This window comes from Pseudomonas sp. UBA4194 (assembly GCF_002379585.1).
Lineage (GTDB): Bacteria > Pseudomonadota > Gammaproteobacteria > Pseudomonadales > Pseudomonadaceae > Aquipseudomonas.
In genome coordinates, this window is sequence record NZ_DFUE01000039.1 from 1 (window position 1) to 16,548 (window position 16,548).

General features: G+C 64.2%; 13 protein-coding genes. 12 read left to right on the forward strand and 1 reads right to left on the reverse strand.

Features of this window, described 5'->3' with window-relative positions; translation table 11 throughout:
• Window positions 1–577: 577 nt before the first annotated feature.
• The 10 genes from B3397_RS09790 (at window position 578) to rmuC (ending at window position 10,421) form a co-directional block, all read left to right on the forward strand.
• A complete protein-coding gene (locus tag B3397_RS09790) occupies window positions 578–1,354 on the forward strand; it encodes a transporter substrate-binding domain-containing protein (RefSeq protein WP_296249485.1) in 777 nt (258 codons plus the stop codon).
• Between the two features lie 36 nt (window positions 1,355–1,390).
• On the forward strand, window positions 1,391–2,068 hold the full coding sequence (locus B3397_RS09795; protein ID WP_296249487.1) for an amino acid ABC transporter permease: 678 nt from the start codon (window positions 1,391–1,393) through the stop codon (window positions 2,066–2,068).
• The gene (locus B3397_RS09800) at window positions 2,065–2,799 is read left to right on the forward strand and encodes an amino acid ABC transporter ATP-binding protein (protein WP_296249489.1); all 735 of its coding nucleotides are present in this window, start codon (window positions 2,065–2,067) and stop codon (window positions 2,797–2,799) included. Before B3397_RS09795 ends, B3397_RS09800 begins: the two co-directional genes overlap by 4 nt.
• An 18-nt stretch (window positions 2,800–2,817) precedes the next feature.
• The gene (locus B3397_RS09805) at window positions 2,818–4,065 is read left to right on the forward strand and encodes a cysteine desulfurase-like protein (protein WP_296249491.1); all 1,248 of its coding nucleotides are present in this window, start codon (window positions 2,818–2,820) and stop codon (window positions 4,063–4,065) included.
• A gap of 20 nt (window positions 4,066–4,085) precedes the next feature.
• The gene (locus B3397_RS09810) at window positions 4,086–4,952 is read left to right on the forward strand and encodes a MurR/RpiR family transcriptional regulator (RefSeq protein WP_296249493.1); all 867 of its coding nucleotides are present in this window, start codon (window positions 4,086–4,088) and stop codon (window positions 4,950–4,952) included.
• A 45-nt stretch (window positions 4,953–4,997) separates the two neighbouring features.
• Complete coding sequence (locus B3397_RS09815; protein ID WP_296249495.1) at window positions 4,998–5,903, forward strand: allantoinase PuuE; 906 nt, start codon at window positions 4,998–5,000, stop codon at window positions 5,901–5,903.
• A 39-nt stretch (window positions 5,904–5,942) separates the two neighbouring features.
• A complete protein-coding gene (gene hydA, locus B3397_RS09820) occupies window positions 5,943–7,379 on the forward strand; it encodes a dihydropyrimidinase (RefSeq protein WP_296249497.1) in 1,437 nt (478 codons plus the stop codon).
• Window positions 7,376–8,122, forward strand: coding sequence for a 2-keto-4-pentenoate hydratase (locus tag B3397_RS09825; RefSeq protein ID WP_296249498.1), 747 nt, complete (start codon window positions 7,376–7,378; stop codon window positions 8,120–8,122). The genes hydA and B3397_RS09825 overlap by 4 nt, the downstream gene beginning before the upstream one ends.
• Window positions 8,123–8,535: 413 nt before the next feature.
• Complete coding sequence (locus B3397_RS09830; protein ID WP_296249500.1) at window positions 8,536–8,829, forward strand: sel1 repeat family protein; 294 nt, start codon at window positions 8,536–8,538, stop codon at window positions 8,827–8,829.
• Between the two features lie 185 nt (window positions 8,830–9,014).
• A complete protein-coding gene (rmuC, locus tag B3397_RS09835; RefSeq protein WP_296249719.1) occupies window positions 9,015–10,421 on the forward strand; it encodes a DNA recombination protein RmuC in 1,407 nt (468 codons plus the stop codon).
• Here the strand turns inward: rmuC and B3397_RS09840 are convergent.
• Window positions 10,392–13,865 (reverse strand): hybrid sensor histidine kinase/response regulator, encoded by a 3,474-nt coding sequence (locus B3397_RS09840; RefSeq protein ID WP_296249502.1) that lies wholly within the window; start codon window positions 13,863–13,865, stop codon window positions 10,392–10,394. The genes rmuC and B3397_RS09840 overlap by 30 nt on opposite strands.
• A 363-nt stretch (window positions 13,866–14,228) precedes the next feature.
• Here B3397_RS09840 and B3397_RS09845 point away from each other — a divergent pair, with 363 nt between their 5' ends.
• Together B3397_RS09845 and B3397_RS09850 are read left to right on the forward strand one after the other, a co-directional pair.
• On the forward strand, window positions 14,229–15,413 hold the full coding sequence (locus tag B3397_RS09845) for an MFS transporter (protein ID WP_296249504.1): 1,185 nt from the start codon (window positions 14,229–14,231) through the stop codon (window positions 15,411–15,413).
• A gap of 160 nt (window positions 15,414–15,573) precedes the next feature.
• On the forward strand, window positions 15,574–16,527 hold the full coding sequence (locus tag B3397_RS09850) for a TAXI family TRAP transporter solute-binding subunit (RefSeq protein ID WP_296249506.1): 954 nt from the start codon (window positions 15,574–15,576) through the stop codon (window positions 16,525–16,527).
• The last annotated feature ends 21 nt before the right edge of the window (window positions 16,528–16,548 follow it).

Genomic DNA, 16,548 nt, shown 5'->3' on the forward strand with positions numbered 1-16,548 from the left:
TTCCGGTCTATACCCATTCCGGCCAGATGAACCGGGCGGTGTTGGAGCGGGTGCAGGGGCTGTTTTGATCGGGGTGGTTTGATGTGGGATTGGTGGTGGATGGTCCCCTCACCCCAGCCCTCTCCCTGAGGGAGAGGGGGCTAAAAGCGGATCGCCGCCAGCCGCCACACCACCGTCCGGCCCCTCTCTCGCTGGGGACCGGGGGCTAGAAGCGGATCGCTGCCAGCCGCAACACCACCGTCCGGCCCCCTCTCCCTCAGGGAGAGGGCTGGGGTGAGGGGACCATTCACCACCGATACCCCCCAACCCCCCAACTTTCCATCCACCCGCCCAACTAATCCCTGCTCCGCATCGGTGCACCCGTTCCCGAGCGAGCGGCCCGTCCCCCTCCCGCCCTTTGCACCCCGTGCCCTGCACACCCTGCACCAAACCAGCCCGGTTTCGCCCTCCAATGAAGCATTTAATTCATTTAATTTATCTGTTGAATTATATGATTCACCGTCCTACTCTCACCCTCGACACGCCTGATCAATCAAGCAGGCGGCCTTCTGGAATGACTTGAATCGGGGAGCTAGACGTGAACGTGAAAGTACTCTTGAGCATGGCCATCGCCACTGCGTTTTCAGCATCGACCCTGGCCGCCGACTGGACCGTGGGGGCGAACGTCGGCAACGTGCCGTGGGAGTTCCAGGATGCCAAGGGCGACATCGTCGGTTTCGAGGTCGATGTGGTCAAGGAAGTGGCCAAGCGCGCCGGCAAGAGCGTCGAGTTCGTCAACATTCCGTTCAATGGCCTGTTCAGTGCGGTGCAATCCAAGCGCGCCGATATTGCCATTTCCTCGATCACCATCACCCCCAAACGGCTTGAATCCGTAGGCTTCGCCCAGCCGTACTACGACAGCGATCAATCCCTCTCGGTGCTCACCAAGTCAGGTATCAAGGGCCTGGACGGCATGGCGGGCAAGGTGGTGGGGGTAGACACCGGTTCCACCGGCGACATGTGGGTAGGCGCGCACCAGGCCCAATACAAGTTCAAGGACGTGTCGCGTTACGAGGGCTTGTCTCCGGCCATGCTCGACCTGGCCTCGGGCCGCATGGACGGTTACATCAGCGACATCCCCGCAGTGCTCTATTACATCAAGGACAAGCCTCAGTACGCCGTGGTAGCGAAGATTCCCACCGGCGAAAAATACTCCCTGATGCACGCCAAGGGCTGGGACCAAAGTGCGCAGGTCAACGACATCATCACCGCCATGAAGAAGGAAGGCGTGATTGCCGACCTGCACAAGAAATGGTTCGGCGCCGACGCCGACCCAGAGTCCAGCACCGTCAAGGTGACTGAAGCGCCGAAGTAAGCAATCCCGACCCTCGTCCACCACCAAGGTATCGCCATGGAGCTGCTACAGACATTCTTCAACTGGAGCGTGTTCATCGACGCGCTGCCGCTGATGCTGCGCGGCCTTGGCGTGACCGTGCTGCTGGGCGTGGTGAGCATCATCCTGGGGCTGGTCGGCGGCTTGCTGCTGGCCATGCTGCGGCTCTATGGCTACACCCCGATTCGTTGGCTGGCGCGGGTCTACATCGACGTGCTGCGCTCCATACCCCTGTTGGTGCTGCTGGTCCTCATCTACTACGCCTTGCCGTTCGTGGGGATCCGCCTTTCATCCTTCGCCGCGGCCGCAGCGGCCCTGTCACTGGTGTCCTGCGCCTATTCGGCGGAAATCTTTCGCTCGGGGATCGAAGCCATCCCCCGTGGCCAGTTCGAGGCGGCGGCGTCTCAGGGCATGAGTTTCTTCAACACCATGCGTGACGTGATCCTGCCCCAGGCCATGCGCATCGTGTTGCCGCCGATGACCAGCAATTGCATCAACGTGATGAAAGACACTGCCCTGGCTTCGGTCGTGGCCATGCCCGACCTGCTCAAGCAGGCGACCCAGGCCCAGGCGCTGGCGGCTAACCCCACACCCCTGGTCGGCGCAGCGGTGATGTACCTGCTGCTGTTGCTGCCGCTGGTGCAACTGGTGAGCTGGGTCGAACGACGCAACGGCGCAGGAGGCAAGCGCGCATGAATACCGTGATCGAGATCGAGCACCTGGACAAGTTCTACGGCCGCTTCCAGGCCTTGAGCGACATCAACCTCAGGGTTGAACAGGGCGAGGTGGTGGTGATACTGGGGCCCTCTGGCTCGGGCAAATCCACCCTGATTCGCTGCATCAACTTGCTCGAACCCTACCAGGGCGGCGATATCCGCGTGGCCGGTCAGCGCGTCGAGACCGGTCCCAAGCTGGCCGGTATTCGCTGCGAAGTGGGCATGGTGTTTCAGAACTTCAATCTCTACCCGCACCTGACGGTGCTGGCCAACGTCGCGCTGGCGCCCGTGCGGGTGCGTGGCATGAACCGCCGCGACGCCCAGGAGCGCGCCCGCGGCTTGCTGGAGAAAGTCGGCATGGCTGGGCACGCCGACAAATACCCCAGCCAGTTGTCCGGCGGCCAGCAGCAGCGAGTGGCCATTGCCCGCACGATGGCCATGGAACCGCGGGTAATCCTGTTCGATGAGCCGACCTCGGCCCTCGACCCGGAAATGGTCGGCGAAGTGCTGGACGTCATGCAGAACCTGGCGCGTTCCGGCGTGACCATGATCGTCGTTACCCACGAGATGGGTTTCGCGCGCAAGGTCGCCGACCGAGTGATCTTCATGGAGACCGGCCGCATCATCGAACAGAACCCTCCGCAGGCGTTCTTCACCGCGCCACAGGAACCCAGAACCCAAGCTTTTCTGCAGGCCATCCTGCACCACTGATCAATTGGGAGACCGACCTTGACTGCCCTCGATATCGATTACGTTCGCCTTCAGTTCCCGGCCCTGGCCGACGGCTTCGCCTACCTGGACAACGCCGGCGGCTCGGCGGTGCTCAAACCCGTGGCCGAGCGTATCAGCCAGTACCTGCTCAACCATGCCGTGCAGTTGGGTGCGTCCTACGGCCCCTCCCAGCAGGCGGGCGCCAAAGTGCTGGAAGCACGGGCTTCGGTCGCGCAGTTGATCAACGCGGTTCATCCCGAAGAGTGCGTGATGGGCGGCTCGACCACCCACCTGTTGCAGATATTGGCGCGCGCCATTGCCCCCTCGATTCAGCCGGGCGATGAAATCATCGTCACCCACAGTGATCACGAAGCCAACATCGGCCCGTGGCAACGGCTGTGTGCCGAGCGCGGTGCCACCTTGAAAGTCTGGTCGGTGGACGTCGACAGTCTGGAGCTCGAGCTGGCCGATCTGGACACCTTGCTCAGCGCCAACACACGGGTGCTCGCCATGACCCATGCCTCGAACATCCTGGGCAGCGTCAACCCGGTGGCCGAAGTGGCGCGGCGGGTTCATGCCGTGGGTGGCAAGCTGGTGGTCGATGCCGTCGCCTACGCGCCCCATCGCCTGGTGGACGTCCAGGCCAGCGGCGCCGACTACTACGTGTTCAGCTTCTACAAAGTCTTCGGTCCGCATTTCGCCGTGCTGTGGGGCAAACGCGAGCTGTTGCTGGCACTGCCCAGCCTCAATCATTTTTTCATCGGCCAGGACGTCATTCCCTACAAGTTGCAACCGGGTAATCTCAACTACGAGCTGTCCTATGGCTGCATCGGCATCAGCGACTACCTGCAGGATATCGGCACCCGGCTCGGCAGCCAGGGCACTGCGAGGCAGGTCATGCAAGCCGCGTTCGACGCTTTCGAGGTGCAGGAAAACCTGCTGGCCGAAACGCTGTTGGCCTATCTGCGCGAGGCCCACGGGGTGCGCATCATCGGCAAACCGCGGGTAACGGCGGGGGATCGGGTGCCCACCATCAGCTTCGTGGTCGACGGTGTGCAGTCGGAGGCGATCGTGCGGCAGGTCGATACAGCCCGTATCGGCATCCGTTTCGGTGACTTCTACGCGCGTCACCTGATCGAAGCATTGGGCCTTGCGCCTCAGGGTGGCGTAGTGCGGGTTTCCATTGCCCACTACAACACCCTAGATGAGATGACGCGGCTGGTCGACTGCCTGGACCGCGCCATCGCCCAGCTGCGTCGCAGCTGACTTTGACCGAGCCTCTACCTATGTCACTACCCCACACCCTGCAGGAGCTGCGCAGCGCCATTGCGCTGGGTCAGGACAAACTGACCGCGCGCATGCGCGACGCCGCCCAGTACGTCATCGAGCATCCCCACGACGTGGCGCTCAACACCGTTGCTGCACTGGCGGCACGCTCGCAGATTCCGGCCTCGGCGTTCATCCGTCTGGCCCAGGCCTTGGGCTATGGCGGCTTCAGCGATCTGCAGCGGGTTTGCAAAAGCCCCTTGGAAAACGCCGGCCAGGGCAGCTTCAAGGAGCGCATTCGGCACTATCGCGGCGAGCAATTGCTGGACGATCCCACGGATATCGGTGCCATGCTCGGCGCCTTCAGCCGGGCCAATATCATCTCCCTGGAACACCTGGCCGAAGGTCAGCAGGTGCAGGCACTGGAGCAGGCCATTGCCCTGCTGCAGCAGGCACGCACCACGTTCGTGGTCGGCATGCGCCGTTCCTTTCCCATGGCCGCCTACCTCAGTTATGCGCTGAGCCGGGTAGGGCGCCGCGCGGTGCATATCAGTGGCCTGGGCGGCAGCCTGCGCGAGCAGGTCGGTGCGCTGCACGGCGATGACGTGCTGGTGGCGGTGAGCTTTCCGCCCTATGCCCAGGAAACCATCGACGCCTGCAACCAGGCGGTTGCAGTCGGCACGCCGATCGTGGCCATCAGCGACAGCGTACTCAGCCCTATTGGCCAGTGCGCTTCGGTGATGATCGAAGTCAACGATGCCGAGTTGCTGGGCTTTCGCTCGCTGACCGCGGCCTTCTGTATCGCCCAGACCCTGGCCATGGGCCTGGCTTTCGGCGACAGCGCCGGTACACCCGATCACGAAGCCTTGAAGAACATCGACTGCTGAGGCTCCGTGCCCGGCGCTTAGCCCCACTTGCAGGAGAGTATTGGCATGACGTTACCCCTCAGAGAACTGGTCGGCTATGGCCAGCAACGTCCGCAAGGCACCTGGCCCAACGGCGCGCGACTGGCCATCAGCGTGGTGATCAACTACGAGGAAGGCTCCGAGCGTTCCCTGGCCATGGGCGATCCGGATCAGGAAAGCATGACCGAATGGGGCAGCTACCAGTTCCCCGAGGGCGTGCGTAACCTGGCCATGGAATCGATGTACGAATACGGCTCGCGGGTCGGTATCTGGCGCATCCTGGACATTCTGCAGAAGGCGGGGGTGCCGGCGACCTTTCATGCCTGCGCGGTGGCCTTCGAGCAGAACCCCGACGTGGCCAGGGCCGCGGTTGCCTTGGGACACGAGATCTGCAGCCACGGCTACCGTTGGGAAGAGGTCTTTCGCCTCACCGAAGAACAGGAGCGCGAACACATCCGCCTGGCCATCGAGTCCTTCCAGCGCACCTGCGGCAAGCGCCCGGTGGGTTGGTACTGCCGCTACGGCGCCAGCGTGCGCACGCGGCGGCTGGTGGTGGAAGAGGGCGGCTTCCTCTACGACTCCGATGCCTATAACGACGACGTGCCCTATTTCGTCGAGGTCCAGGGCAAGCAACACCTGGTAGTGCCTTACACCAGTGACGTGAATGACTTCCGCTACTGGAACTCGCCGGGTCTGTCACAAGCGTCGGACTTTCTGGAATACATGAAGGAAAGCTTCGAAGTGCTCTACGAGGAAGCCGCCGATGGCCTGCGCATGATGTCCATCGGCTTGCACCCGCGCATGGTCGGCCGCCCAGGACGGATCCGCGCGCTGAAGAAGTTCATCGAGTATGCGCAAGGCCACGAAGGCGTCTGGTTCGCCACCCGCGAACAGATCGCCCAAGCCTGGCTAACCCGCGTAGCAGCGGCGTAAGCCGCGTCCCCGCCGCCCACCCCACCAGCGAGGCCCGATATGCAACCCTTCGACACGGTCATCCGCAACGCTCGTGTGGTCACCGCCGCAGACATCTTCACCAGCGACATCGGCATCCGCGACGGCCGTATCGCAGCGCTGGGGCTGGACTTGCCCCAGGGGCTCAGGGAGATCGATGCCGGCGGGCGCCATGTCACCCCCGGTGGCATCGACAGCCATGTGCACTTGGATCAACCCACCGGCGACGGCTCGGTAATGGCCGATGACTTCTTCAGCGGCACCCTGTCCGCGGCCTGTGGCGGCACCACCACCGTCATCCCGTTTGCCTGCCAGCAGAAGGGCCAGACCCTGCGCGCGGCAGTGGACGATTACCATCGCCGGGCCGGCAGCAAGCCGGTGATCGATTACGCTTTTCATCTGATCGTCACCGATCCCACCCCGCAGATCCTGCGTGATGAATTGCCGGCGTTGATCGCCGAGGGTTATACCTCGTTCAAGATCTACATGACCTACGACGCGTTGAAACTCGATGATCGGGAAATTCTGGAGACCCTTTCCGTGGCGCGCCGCGAAGGCGCGATGGTGATGCTGCATGCCGAGAACAGCGACTGCATCGCCTGGCTCACCGAGCGCCTGTTGGCGGCCGGGCTGAGTGCGCCGCGCTACCACGCCACCTCGCGGCCCATGTTGGTGGAGCGCGAGGCGACTCACCGCGCCATTGCCTTGGCGGAGCTGGTCGATGTGCCGATTCTGATCGTGCATGTGTCGGGTCGCGAGGCCGTGGAGCAGATCCGCTGGGCCCAGAGCCAGGGCCTGAAGGTGTACGCCGAAACCTGCCCGCAGTACCTGTTTCTGACCGCCGATTCGCTGGGCTGCGATGACAGCTTCGAGGGCGCCAAATGCATCTGCAGCCCCCCGCCACGGGATGCCGCCAACCAGCAGGTGATCTGGGACGGGCTGGAGAATGGCGCATTCGAAATTTTTTCGTCTGACCATGCGCCGTTTCGTTTCGATGGCCCTGATGGCAAGAAAGCCCACGGCGAGCACGTGGCCTTCGACCAGATCGCCAATGGCATTCCCGGGGTGGAAACCCGCATGGCGCTGCTCTGGTCCGAGGGGGTGCGCACCGGGCGCATTACCCCGCAAAGCTTCGTTGCGCTGACCGCTACCAACGCTGCCAAACTCTATGGCCTCTACCCGCGCAAGGGCAGCATCGCCATCGGCGGCGATGCCGATCTGGTGATCTGGGACGAAGGCCAGCCACTGACCCTCAGCAACGACAAGCTGCACCATAACGTCGACTACACCCCCTATGCCGGGATGCAATTGACCGCCTGGCCAGCCATGACCCTGTCCCGTGGTGACGTGGTGTGGGACGGCCAGCCTCGCGGTGAAGCGGGTCGCGGCCGGTTTTTGCAGTGCGAACGGCCCGCCCCTGCCCAGGCACGTCGGCGCCAGACCGAGCTGCCGTTGTGAATGCCGTGGAGCAGGTGGCGGCCCGCCTGCTTCGTGCCCGGCGCGACGGGCAGCGTCAGTCCACCGAGGGCTTGCGCTTGGACAGCGAGGCCCAGGCCTACGAGGTGCAGGCGCGCGTGGCTGCGGCCATGGGCTGGTTTGCTCGGGCCCCCGCCCGGGCATGGAAACTGGGCGGCGCGCCAGGGGGCTTGGTCAGTGCCGCAGGGGTACCGGCCGATGCTGTTCACACCTCAGGTTGGCAGATACCGCCAGGCCACTGCCATTGCGTCGGCATCGAAGGCGAGGTGTTTGCGCGGCTATCCCGAGACCTGGACGAGCACACCGACCTGGCCTCAGCCTACGCCGCGATCGATACCTGGATGTGCGGCATCGAACTGTGCGACACGCGCTGGGTGGATGGGGATCGCGCCGACCCGCTGTTGCGCCTGGCCGACCAACAGCTCAATCGCGGCCTTATTGTGGGAGAGGCGGTGTCGCTGGCTTCGCGGCCGCACTGGTTTGCGCAGACGGTTCAGTTGACGGTCGATGGTGAATCAGTGGCGTCGGGCATCGGCAGTCATCCGTTCACCGACCCCTTGAGCTCACTGCCGTGGTTGGCCCGACATGCAGCAGCATCGGGTAACCCATTGCGAGCGGGTGATCTGATTGCCACGGGGAGCTGGACGGGGATCCATTGGGTACCCGTGGGCGCGCGGGTAGAGGTGGTGTTTGCAGGGTTGGGGGCGGTGCAGGTGTTGACGTGATTCAACGTCCGTCACGACCCGGAGTCTGGCTTGAGGTCAGCGGTGAATGGTCCCCTCACCCCAGCCCTCTCCCTGAGGGAGAGGGGGCCGTACGGTGGTGCTGCGGCTAGCGGCGATCCGCTTCTAGCTCCCTCTCCCTGAGGGAGAGGGGGCCGTACGGTGGTGTTGCGGCTAGCGGCGGTCCGCTTCCAGCTCCCTCTCCTTGAGGGAGAGGGGGCCGTACGGTGGTGTTGTGGCTAGCGGCGATCCGCTTCTAGCTCCCTCTCCCTCAGGGAGAGGGCTGGGGTGAGGGGACCATTCACCACCGATCCCCAACCCCACCCCCAAACCTGAACACCACCCGTCACCCCCCAAGCATTCCCGGAAAAAAAAGAGTACAGTGGCGCGCTTTTCCGCTATGCCCAAAGTTTTACATGAAAACCTCCCCACCCGCCGCACCCAAGCGCTTCACCCTCAAAGTCGCCCTCTGGCTGCTCGACAGCCCCCGCCTGGGCCACAAGGCGAACGTCAAACACCTGGCCGGCCGCCTGCTCAAACAACCCGCACGCGAAGGCGTCGTCATCGCGCAAAGTCGCCTTGGCCAACTGATGTGCCGGGACTGCGGCAACTCCCGCGACCAGCGTATCGGCCAGGAGCTGCTGCGTCAGGCCGCCCGCGCCGGCGACCCGGGTGCCCAGACTGCATTGAGCCACCTGCGCCGCGACTGACAGCCCGGTTTGCCCCCAGCGGCCAATGGCCTCAGACTGCCCAGCATTGAAACCGCAAGAGTGAGCATTCCATGGCGTTGGACATGACCAGCCTGATGATCGGCCTGCTGGCGGCCGGCCTGCCGTGTCTGGGACTGGCCTGGCAACTGCAGCGCAAAGCCGCTTGCGCCCAGGCCGAAGCGACGTTGCTGGACGAACGCCTGGCCATGGCGCAATTGGCCCAGGACGGCCTCAACGCCCAGCTGGATGCCAGCCGCGATGAGATCAGCGACCTGAGCCAGGCCAATTCCGCCAAACAGGCCGAACTGGCCGGGTTTCGCCGGGAGGTCGAGCTGCTGCAGATGGACCGTGACAACGCCCGGGATGCAGCCCATGCCTGGAATATCGAACGCACCGCCCGCGAGGCCGAACTGCGGCGCCTTGACGCCCAGTGCGCCGGTCTCAACGCCGAGTTGCGCGAGCAGCAGGACAGCCACCAGCAGCGCCTTACCGACCTGCAAGGCTCGCGCGACGAGTTGCGCGCACAGTTCGCCGAACTCGCGGGCAAGATCTTCGACGAGCGCGAGCAGCGCTTCGCCGAAACCAGCCAGCAGCGCCTGGGTCAGTTGCTCGACCCGCTGAAGGAGCGCATCCAGTCGTTCGAGAAACGCGTCGAAGAGAGCTACCAGACCGAAGCCCGCGAACGCTTTTCCCTGGGCAAGGAGTTGGAGCGCCTGCAACAACTCAACCAGCGCCTGAGTACCGAAGCCACCAACCTGACCCAGGCCTTGAAAGGCCAGAAGACCCAAGGCAACTGGGGCGAGCTGATTCTGGAACGGGTGCTGGAGCACGCCGGGCTGGAGAAGGGTCGCGAATACCAGACGCAGGTCAGCCTGAAGGGCCCCGATGGCGAGCGTTTTCAACCCGACGTGCTGATCATGCTGCCGGGTGACAAGCAGGTGGTGGTCGACTCCAAGGTCAGCCTGACCGCCTACCAGCAATACGTGGCTGCCGACGACACGGCCATTGCCCAGGCCGCGCTCAAGCAGCACGTGCTGTCCCTGCGCAACCACGTCAAAGGCTTGTCCGGCAAGGACTACAACCGTCTCGATGGCCTGCACAGCCTGGACTTCGTATTGCTGTTCGTGCCCATCGAAGCGGCATTTTCGGCGGCTTTGCAGGCCGAGCCCAACCTGTTTCAGGAAGCATTCGATCGGCAGATCGTCATCGTCAGCCCTACCACGCTGCTGGCCACCCTGCGGGTCATCGACAGTCTCTGGAAGCAGGAGCGGCAAAGCCAGAACGCCCGGGAAATTGCCGAGCGGGCAGGGTGGCTTTACGACAAGTTCGTGTTGTTCATCCAGGATCTGGACGAGGTGGGCAATCGCCTGCAGCAGTTGGACAAAGCCTACAGCGCGGCACGCAACAAGCTCACCGAAGGCCGCGGCAACCTGGTCAGCCGCAGCGAGCAACTCAAGTTGCTGGGCGCCCGGGCCAGCAAGAGCCTGGCTCCGGACCTGCTGGAGCGGGCCATGAGCGAGAGCCCGGACAGCGCCAACGCCCAGGCCGATGCCGATGGCGTGTCAGTGCCGGCCGAGGTGCCGGTTGAGTAGGGCGCGCAAGGCCGCCGGTTTGACCGGTTTGGCCAGGTAGTCCAGACCCACCGCGTGCACCTGGGCCAGGGTCTGCGCGCGGCCATCGGCGCTGATCACGACGCCCGGTACCGGTTCCGCCAGTTCTGTGCGTAACCAGGCCATCAGCTCGGTACCGGTGTCGCCCTGATCCAGGTGATAGTCCACCAGTACCAGCTGCGGGCGTTTGCCCTCTGCCAGTAACGCGGCGCACTCCTGGCGGTTGCGCGCGGTCCAGACCTCGCAACCCCAACGGCTCAGCAAACTGTGCATGCCGAGCAGGATGCTGTCTTCGTTGTCGATGCAGAGCACGCGAGCGCCGCTCAATGGCAGGCTTGCCGGCGCACTGACAGGTGCCGGTGCCTGGCTTTGGGCGCCAGCCAGCGGCACGCTCACGCTGAACACGCTGCCCTTGCCTGGCCAGGAACGGACATTCAACGGATGGCCCAGGACCCGGCACAACCCGTCGGCGATCGCCAGGCCCAGACCCATGCCTTTCTCGGCGCGGGTCTGGTGACTGTCCAGCCGTTTGAACTCCTCGAAAATCACCTGCAGTTTGTCGCTGGCGATACCAGGCCCGCAGTCCCACACCTCCAGACTCAAGGCGTCGGGCTTGCGCCGCACCCCCAGCAGGATCGGGCCCTTGCCATAGCGAAAGGCATTGGTCAGGAAATTCTGCAAGACCCGTCGCAACAGTTTGATGTCGCTGTCCACGCGCAACTCGCTGCCGCGCAAGCGGAAACGCAAGCCTTGCTCCTGCGCCTGGGCCTTGAATTCCGGGCCCAGGCCGTCGAACAGCTCGTTGAGGGCGAAGGGCCGGCGGTCGGGGCTGATCTTGCCGTTTTCCAGCCGTGAGATATCCAGCAGGTCGCTGATCAGGTCTTCAGCCGAGCGCAGCGAGCTGTCCATGTGCTGCACCAGCTGACCAGCCTCGCTGGACAAGCCTTCAGCCTGATGGGAGAGGGCGGCGGAGAACAACCGCGCGGCGTTCAACGGCTGCATCAGGTCGTGGCTGACGGCGGCGAGGAAACGGGTCTTGGACTGGTTGGCCGCTTCCGCGTGAGCCTTGGCTTCGGTCAGTGCCAGGTTCAGTTGCGACAGCTCATGAGTGCGCTCTGCGACCCGCTGCTCGAGGCCCTCGTTGTACTCCTTGAGGGCCTGGGCGGCTTCGCGGTAGGCGGTGATGTCGGTGAAACTCATGACGAAACCGCCGCCGGGCATGGGGTTGCCGATCAGTTCGATGACTCGACCGTTGGGGAACAGCCGTTCGGAGGTGTGGGCACGGCCCTGACGCATCCAGTGCAGGCGGCGCGCCACGTGTACTTCCGCTTCGCCTGGCCCGCACAGGCCACGCTCGGCGTTGTAGCGGATGATGTCGGCGATGGGCCGACCCACGCTGATCAAGCCTTCGGGGTAATTGAACAGTTCCAGGTAGCGCCGGTTCCAGGCCACCAGGCGCAGCGACTGGTCGACCACACTGATGCCCTGGGTGATGTTCTCGATCGCGCCTTGCAGCAGTGCCCGGTTGAACTGCAACACTTCGCTGGCTTCGTCGGCGATGCGCACCACGTCCTCGAGCTGCATGTCGCGGCCCTCGATGGCGGCCTTCACCACCGCGCGGGTGGACGAACTGCCCAGTACGCCGGCCAGCAAGCGCTCGGTGTGGGCGATCCATTCGCTGTCAGCGTTCTGATTGGGGTTGAAGGCTTTGCCCTGGCGGTAGGCGAAACGGGTGAAGCTTTGTAGCGCCCGCTCCTCACCGACGAAACGTGCGGCGAGGCTGAGCAGGTCGTCGATCTGTACCGCCAGCAGCGAGCGGCTGTTGGGTCGCGGGCTGATTTCCTGACCAATGAAACGACCGGCCTGCCAGTGCTCGCTGACCCGGGTACGTGACAACACCGACACCCAGGCAAACAGGATGAAGTTGCCCGCCAGGGACAACACCACGCCTTGAGTCAGGGGGGTGATGGGCAGGCCGAGCGGGTTGCCGTGCAACCAGGCCAAGCCGGGAAAGGTGCTGACGGGCAGGTTCAGGCCGTGGGCGGCGACCGGCAGCACCAGGGTGTAGAACCACAGGAATGTGCCCACGGCCAGGCCGGCAAACACGCCGCGACGGTTGGCCTGTTTCCAGTAAAGGGCGCCGAGCATGGCTGGGGTTAGTTGGGTGACGGCGGCAAAAGCAATCTGGCCGATGGTGGCCAGGCTGGCCGTGGAGCCCAGCAGCCGGTAGCTGACGTAGGCCAACAGCAGGATGACCACGATGCTGACGCGGCGCACGCTGAGCATCCACTGACGGAACACCTCGAACGGGCGCTCCGCACTCTGGCGCCTGAGCAACCAGGGCAGCAGCATGTCGTTGGAGACCATGGTCGACAGCGCGACGCTGGCGACGATGACCATGCCGGTGGCTGCCGAGGCGCCGCCGATGAACGCCAGCAGCGCCAGTGCAGGGTGGGCTTCGGCCAGGGGCAGGCTGATGACGAAGGAGTCCGGGATCACCGAGCTGGGCAGCAGCATCTGCCCCGCCAGGGCGATGGGCACCACGAACAGCCCGGCCAGGATCAGGTAGGCAGGAAACACCCAGCGTGCCAGGCGCAGGTCTTGCGGGTCGGTGTTTTCCACCACGGTGACGTGGAACTGCCGGGGCAGGCAGATGATCGCCATCATCGCCACGCCAGTCTGCACCACCAACGAGGGCCAATTGACGGTCTCTTTCCAGTACTCCTCCAGCCGCGGTGCAAGCATGGCCTGGCTGAGCAGGTCATCGAAGCCGTCGTACAGGCCGAAGGTGACGAATGCGCCCACGGCCAGGAAGGCGAACAGTTTGACCAGCGCCTCGAAGGCGATGGCCAGCACCATGCCGCGGTGGTGCTCGGTGACGTCCAGGGTGCGGGTGCCGAACAGAATGGTAAACAGCGCCAGCACCAGCGTGACCACCATGGCGGTATCCTGGACACGGGTGCCAGTGGCGTCGGCGCTGGCACCAATCAACAGGTTGACGCCCAGCACGATGCCTTTGAGTTGCAGGGCGATATAGGGCAGTACGCCGACCAGGCAGATCAGTGCGACGACGATCGCCAGGCTTTGCGATTTGCCATAGCGGGCGGCGATGAAGTCGGCGATGGAAGTGATGTTTTCCTGTTTGCTGATCAACACCATCTTTTCCTGGACCCAGGGCGCCAATAGCATCAGCAGCACCGGGCCCAGGTAGATCGGCAGGAATGCCCACAGCTGTTCGGCGGCCTGGCCGACAGCGCCGAAGAATGTCCAACTGGTGCAGTAGACGGCTAGCGAGAGGCTATAGACCCACGCCCGCAACCGAGGCGGCAAGGGCTTGGCGCGCCGGTCGCCGTAGAAGGCGATGGCGAACATCACGGCCATGTAGGCCAGGGCAACGGCGGCGATCAGCCCGCTGGACAGCGACATCGAGAACTCCGAATTGGGGTACAGAGATGAACCGCGGCGCCCCCATCGCGGGTAGAACCCGCTCCCACATGATCGGCTTCTGCCATGAGGTCCGCGCACATCCGCATCTGTGGGAGCGGGTTCTACCCGCGATAGCCGCACCGCAGTCTCACCTGTTGCTGCATCAGATCCTGTGGGAGCGGGTTCTACCCGCGATGGCCGCACCGCAGTCTCACCTGTTGCCGCCAGTCTCGCACGCCACGCCCTGTCCCGTCAGCGCCGACCAAGGTCTAGCTGGTCAGCGACCGATGTACCCCTTCCTGCATCTGCTCGCGCAGCGCACACTCTCGCAACGTTTTCTCAGCTTTTACCGGGACCCCGCCCATGACTCCGAAATTCCCCCCGCGCGCCAGCCTGATCTTCCTGGCCGCGGTACTGCTCAGTTTTCTGGCCGCCTCCAGCGCCCCCACGCCGCTGTATCACCTGTATCAGGAGACCTGGCACTTCTCCCCCGCAACCCTGACGCTGGTGTTCGGCGTGTATGCGCTGAGCTTGCTGGCGGCGCTGCTGGTGGTAGGCTCGCTGTCGGATCATCTGGGTCGCAAGCCGGTGATCTTCGCCGCGTTGCTGCTCGAAATGGGCGCCATGCTGCTGTTCATCTACGCCAGCGATGTACGCTGGCTGCTGGCCGCGCGGGTGCTGCAGGGATTTGCCACCGGCATGGCCACCAGCGTTCTGGGTGCGGCCTTGCTCGACACCAGCCGTACTCAGGGCGCACTGGTCAACAGTCTCGCACCGCTATTGGGCATGGCGGTGGGTGCCTTGGGCACCAGTGTGCTGGTGGATTACGCACCGCAACCGCTGCACCTGGCGTACTGGGTACTGCTGGCGGTGTTCGCGCTGCAACTGCTGCTGCTGGCGTTGCTGGGCGAAAGTGTCAGCCCACAGCCGGGTGCCTGGGCTTCCCTGCGTCCGGCGTTGAGTATCCCGGTACAAGCGCGCTCGGCCCTGTGGCGCATGCTGCCAGTGGACGTGGCGGTATGGATGACTGGCGGCTTTTTCCTGTCCCTGGCGCCCTCGCTGCTGCGGGTCGCCACCGGTTCCACGTCCAACCTGTTGGGCGGAGCGCTGGTGGCTACCCTGACGCTCAGCGGTGCGGCGGCCATCTACACCTTGCGCAACGCTCAGGCCGAACAGACCTTGCGTTTGGGCACGATGCTTCTGGCGCTGGGCGTAGGGTTGGTGCTGGTGGCCAGCAACAACGGCTTGCTGGCGTTGTTCTTCATCGGGACGGTGGTGGCCGGCTGCGGATTCGGCGCGGGCTTTTTAGGTGCTGTGCGCAGTGTCATGCCACTGGCCCATGCCCATGAGCGGGCGGGCCTGATGGCAACGTTCTACGTGCTCAGCTATCTGGCGTTCTGCGTGCCGGCCATCGGCGCCGGTTTCATGGTGCGCGAGTTCGGCCTGATCGCCACCAGCAACGGCTATGTCGCGGTGCAACTGGCGCTGTGCGGCCTGGCGCTGCTGGGCATGTGGCGCCGCCGCGGCGTGCAGCCTTCCCGGGCGTAGGAGGGCGGCGTTACACCTCGAACCGGCGCCGCCTCACGCTCGGCGCCGCGCCTGGCACATGTGGTTGCAAAAGATCGCGCGCTATCTCCCCCGTCTCCGTTGGCTATCCATTAGAGTGCATGGACTCTGAACAAAGCCATAACAACACGGAGCGTTATCCATGCCATCGATCAACCGTAAAGCCATTATCGCTGCGGTCTCCAGTCTGTTGATCAGCGTGCCGGCCCATGCATCGCCTGCATTCATAAACATACTTACCGGTGGCACCAGCGGTGTCTATTACCCCCTGGGTGTGGCGCTGTCGCAGATCTATAGCGAGAACATCCCTTCGGTCAGAACCTCGGTTCAGGCCACCAAGGCCTCGGTCGAGAACCTCAACCTGCTGCAGGCCGGGCGCGGCGAGCTCGCCTTCGCCCTCGGCGACTCGGTGGCCGACGCCAGGCTGGGTGTGGAGGAGGCCGGGTTCAAGGCCCCGATGACCAGACTCAGGGCCATCGGCGGGGCCTATCCCAACTACATCCAGATCGTCGCCAGCCAAGCGTCGGGTATCAAGACCCTGGCCGACCTCAAGGGCAAGTCCATCTCCGTCGGCGCGCCCAAGTCCGGCACCGAGCTCAACGCACGGGCGATCTTCAAGGCGGCCGGATTGACCTATCAGGACATGGGCAAGGTGCAATACCTGCCCTACGCCGAGTCCGTGGAGCTGATCAAGAACCGCCAGCTCGACGCCACCCTGCAATCCTCCGGGCTGGGCATGGCAGCGATACGCGATCTGGCCTCGGTGATGCCGCTGAACTACGTGTCGATCCCGGTCGAGGTGGTCCGCGGCATCGGCAACCCGGCTTACCAAAGCGGGGTTATCCCGGCCAATACCTACGATGGACAAGTCGAGGACATCCCCACCGTGGCGATCACCAATATCCTGGTAACCCATGACGGGGTGCCGGAAGAAACGGCCTATCAGATGACGCGCCTGATCTACGAAAACCTGCCGCGCCTGAGCAATGCCCACTCGGCGGCCAACGACATCACCCTGGAAGATGCGCCCCGCCATCTGCCGATTCCGCTGCATCCCGGCGCCGAGCGTTATTACCGGGAAAAAGGCCTGCTCTGAAGCCCAGCGCAGCGCCATAAC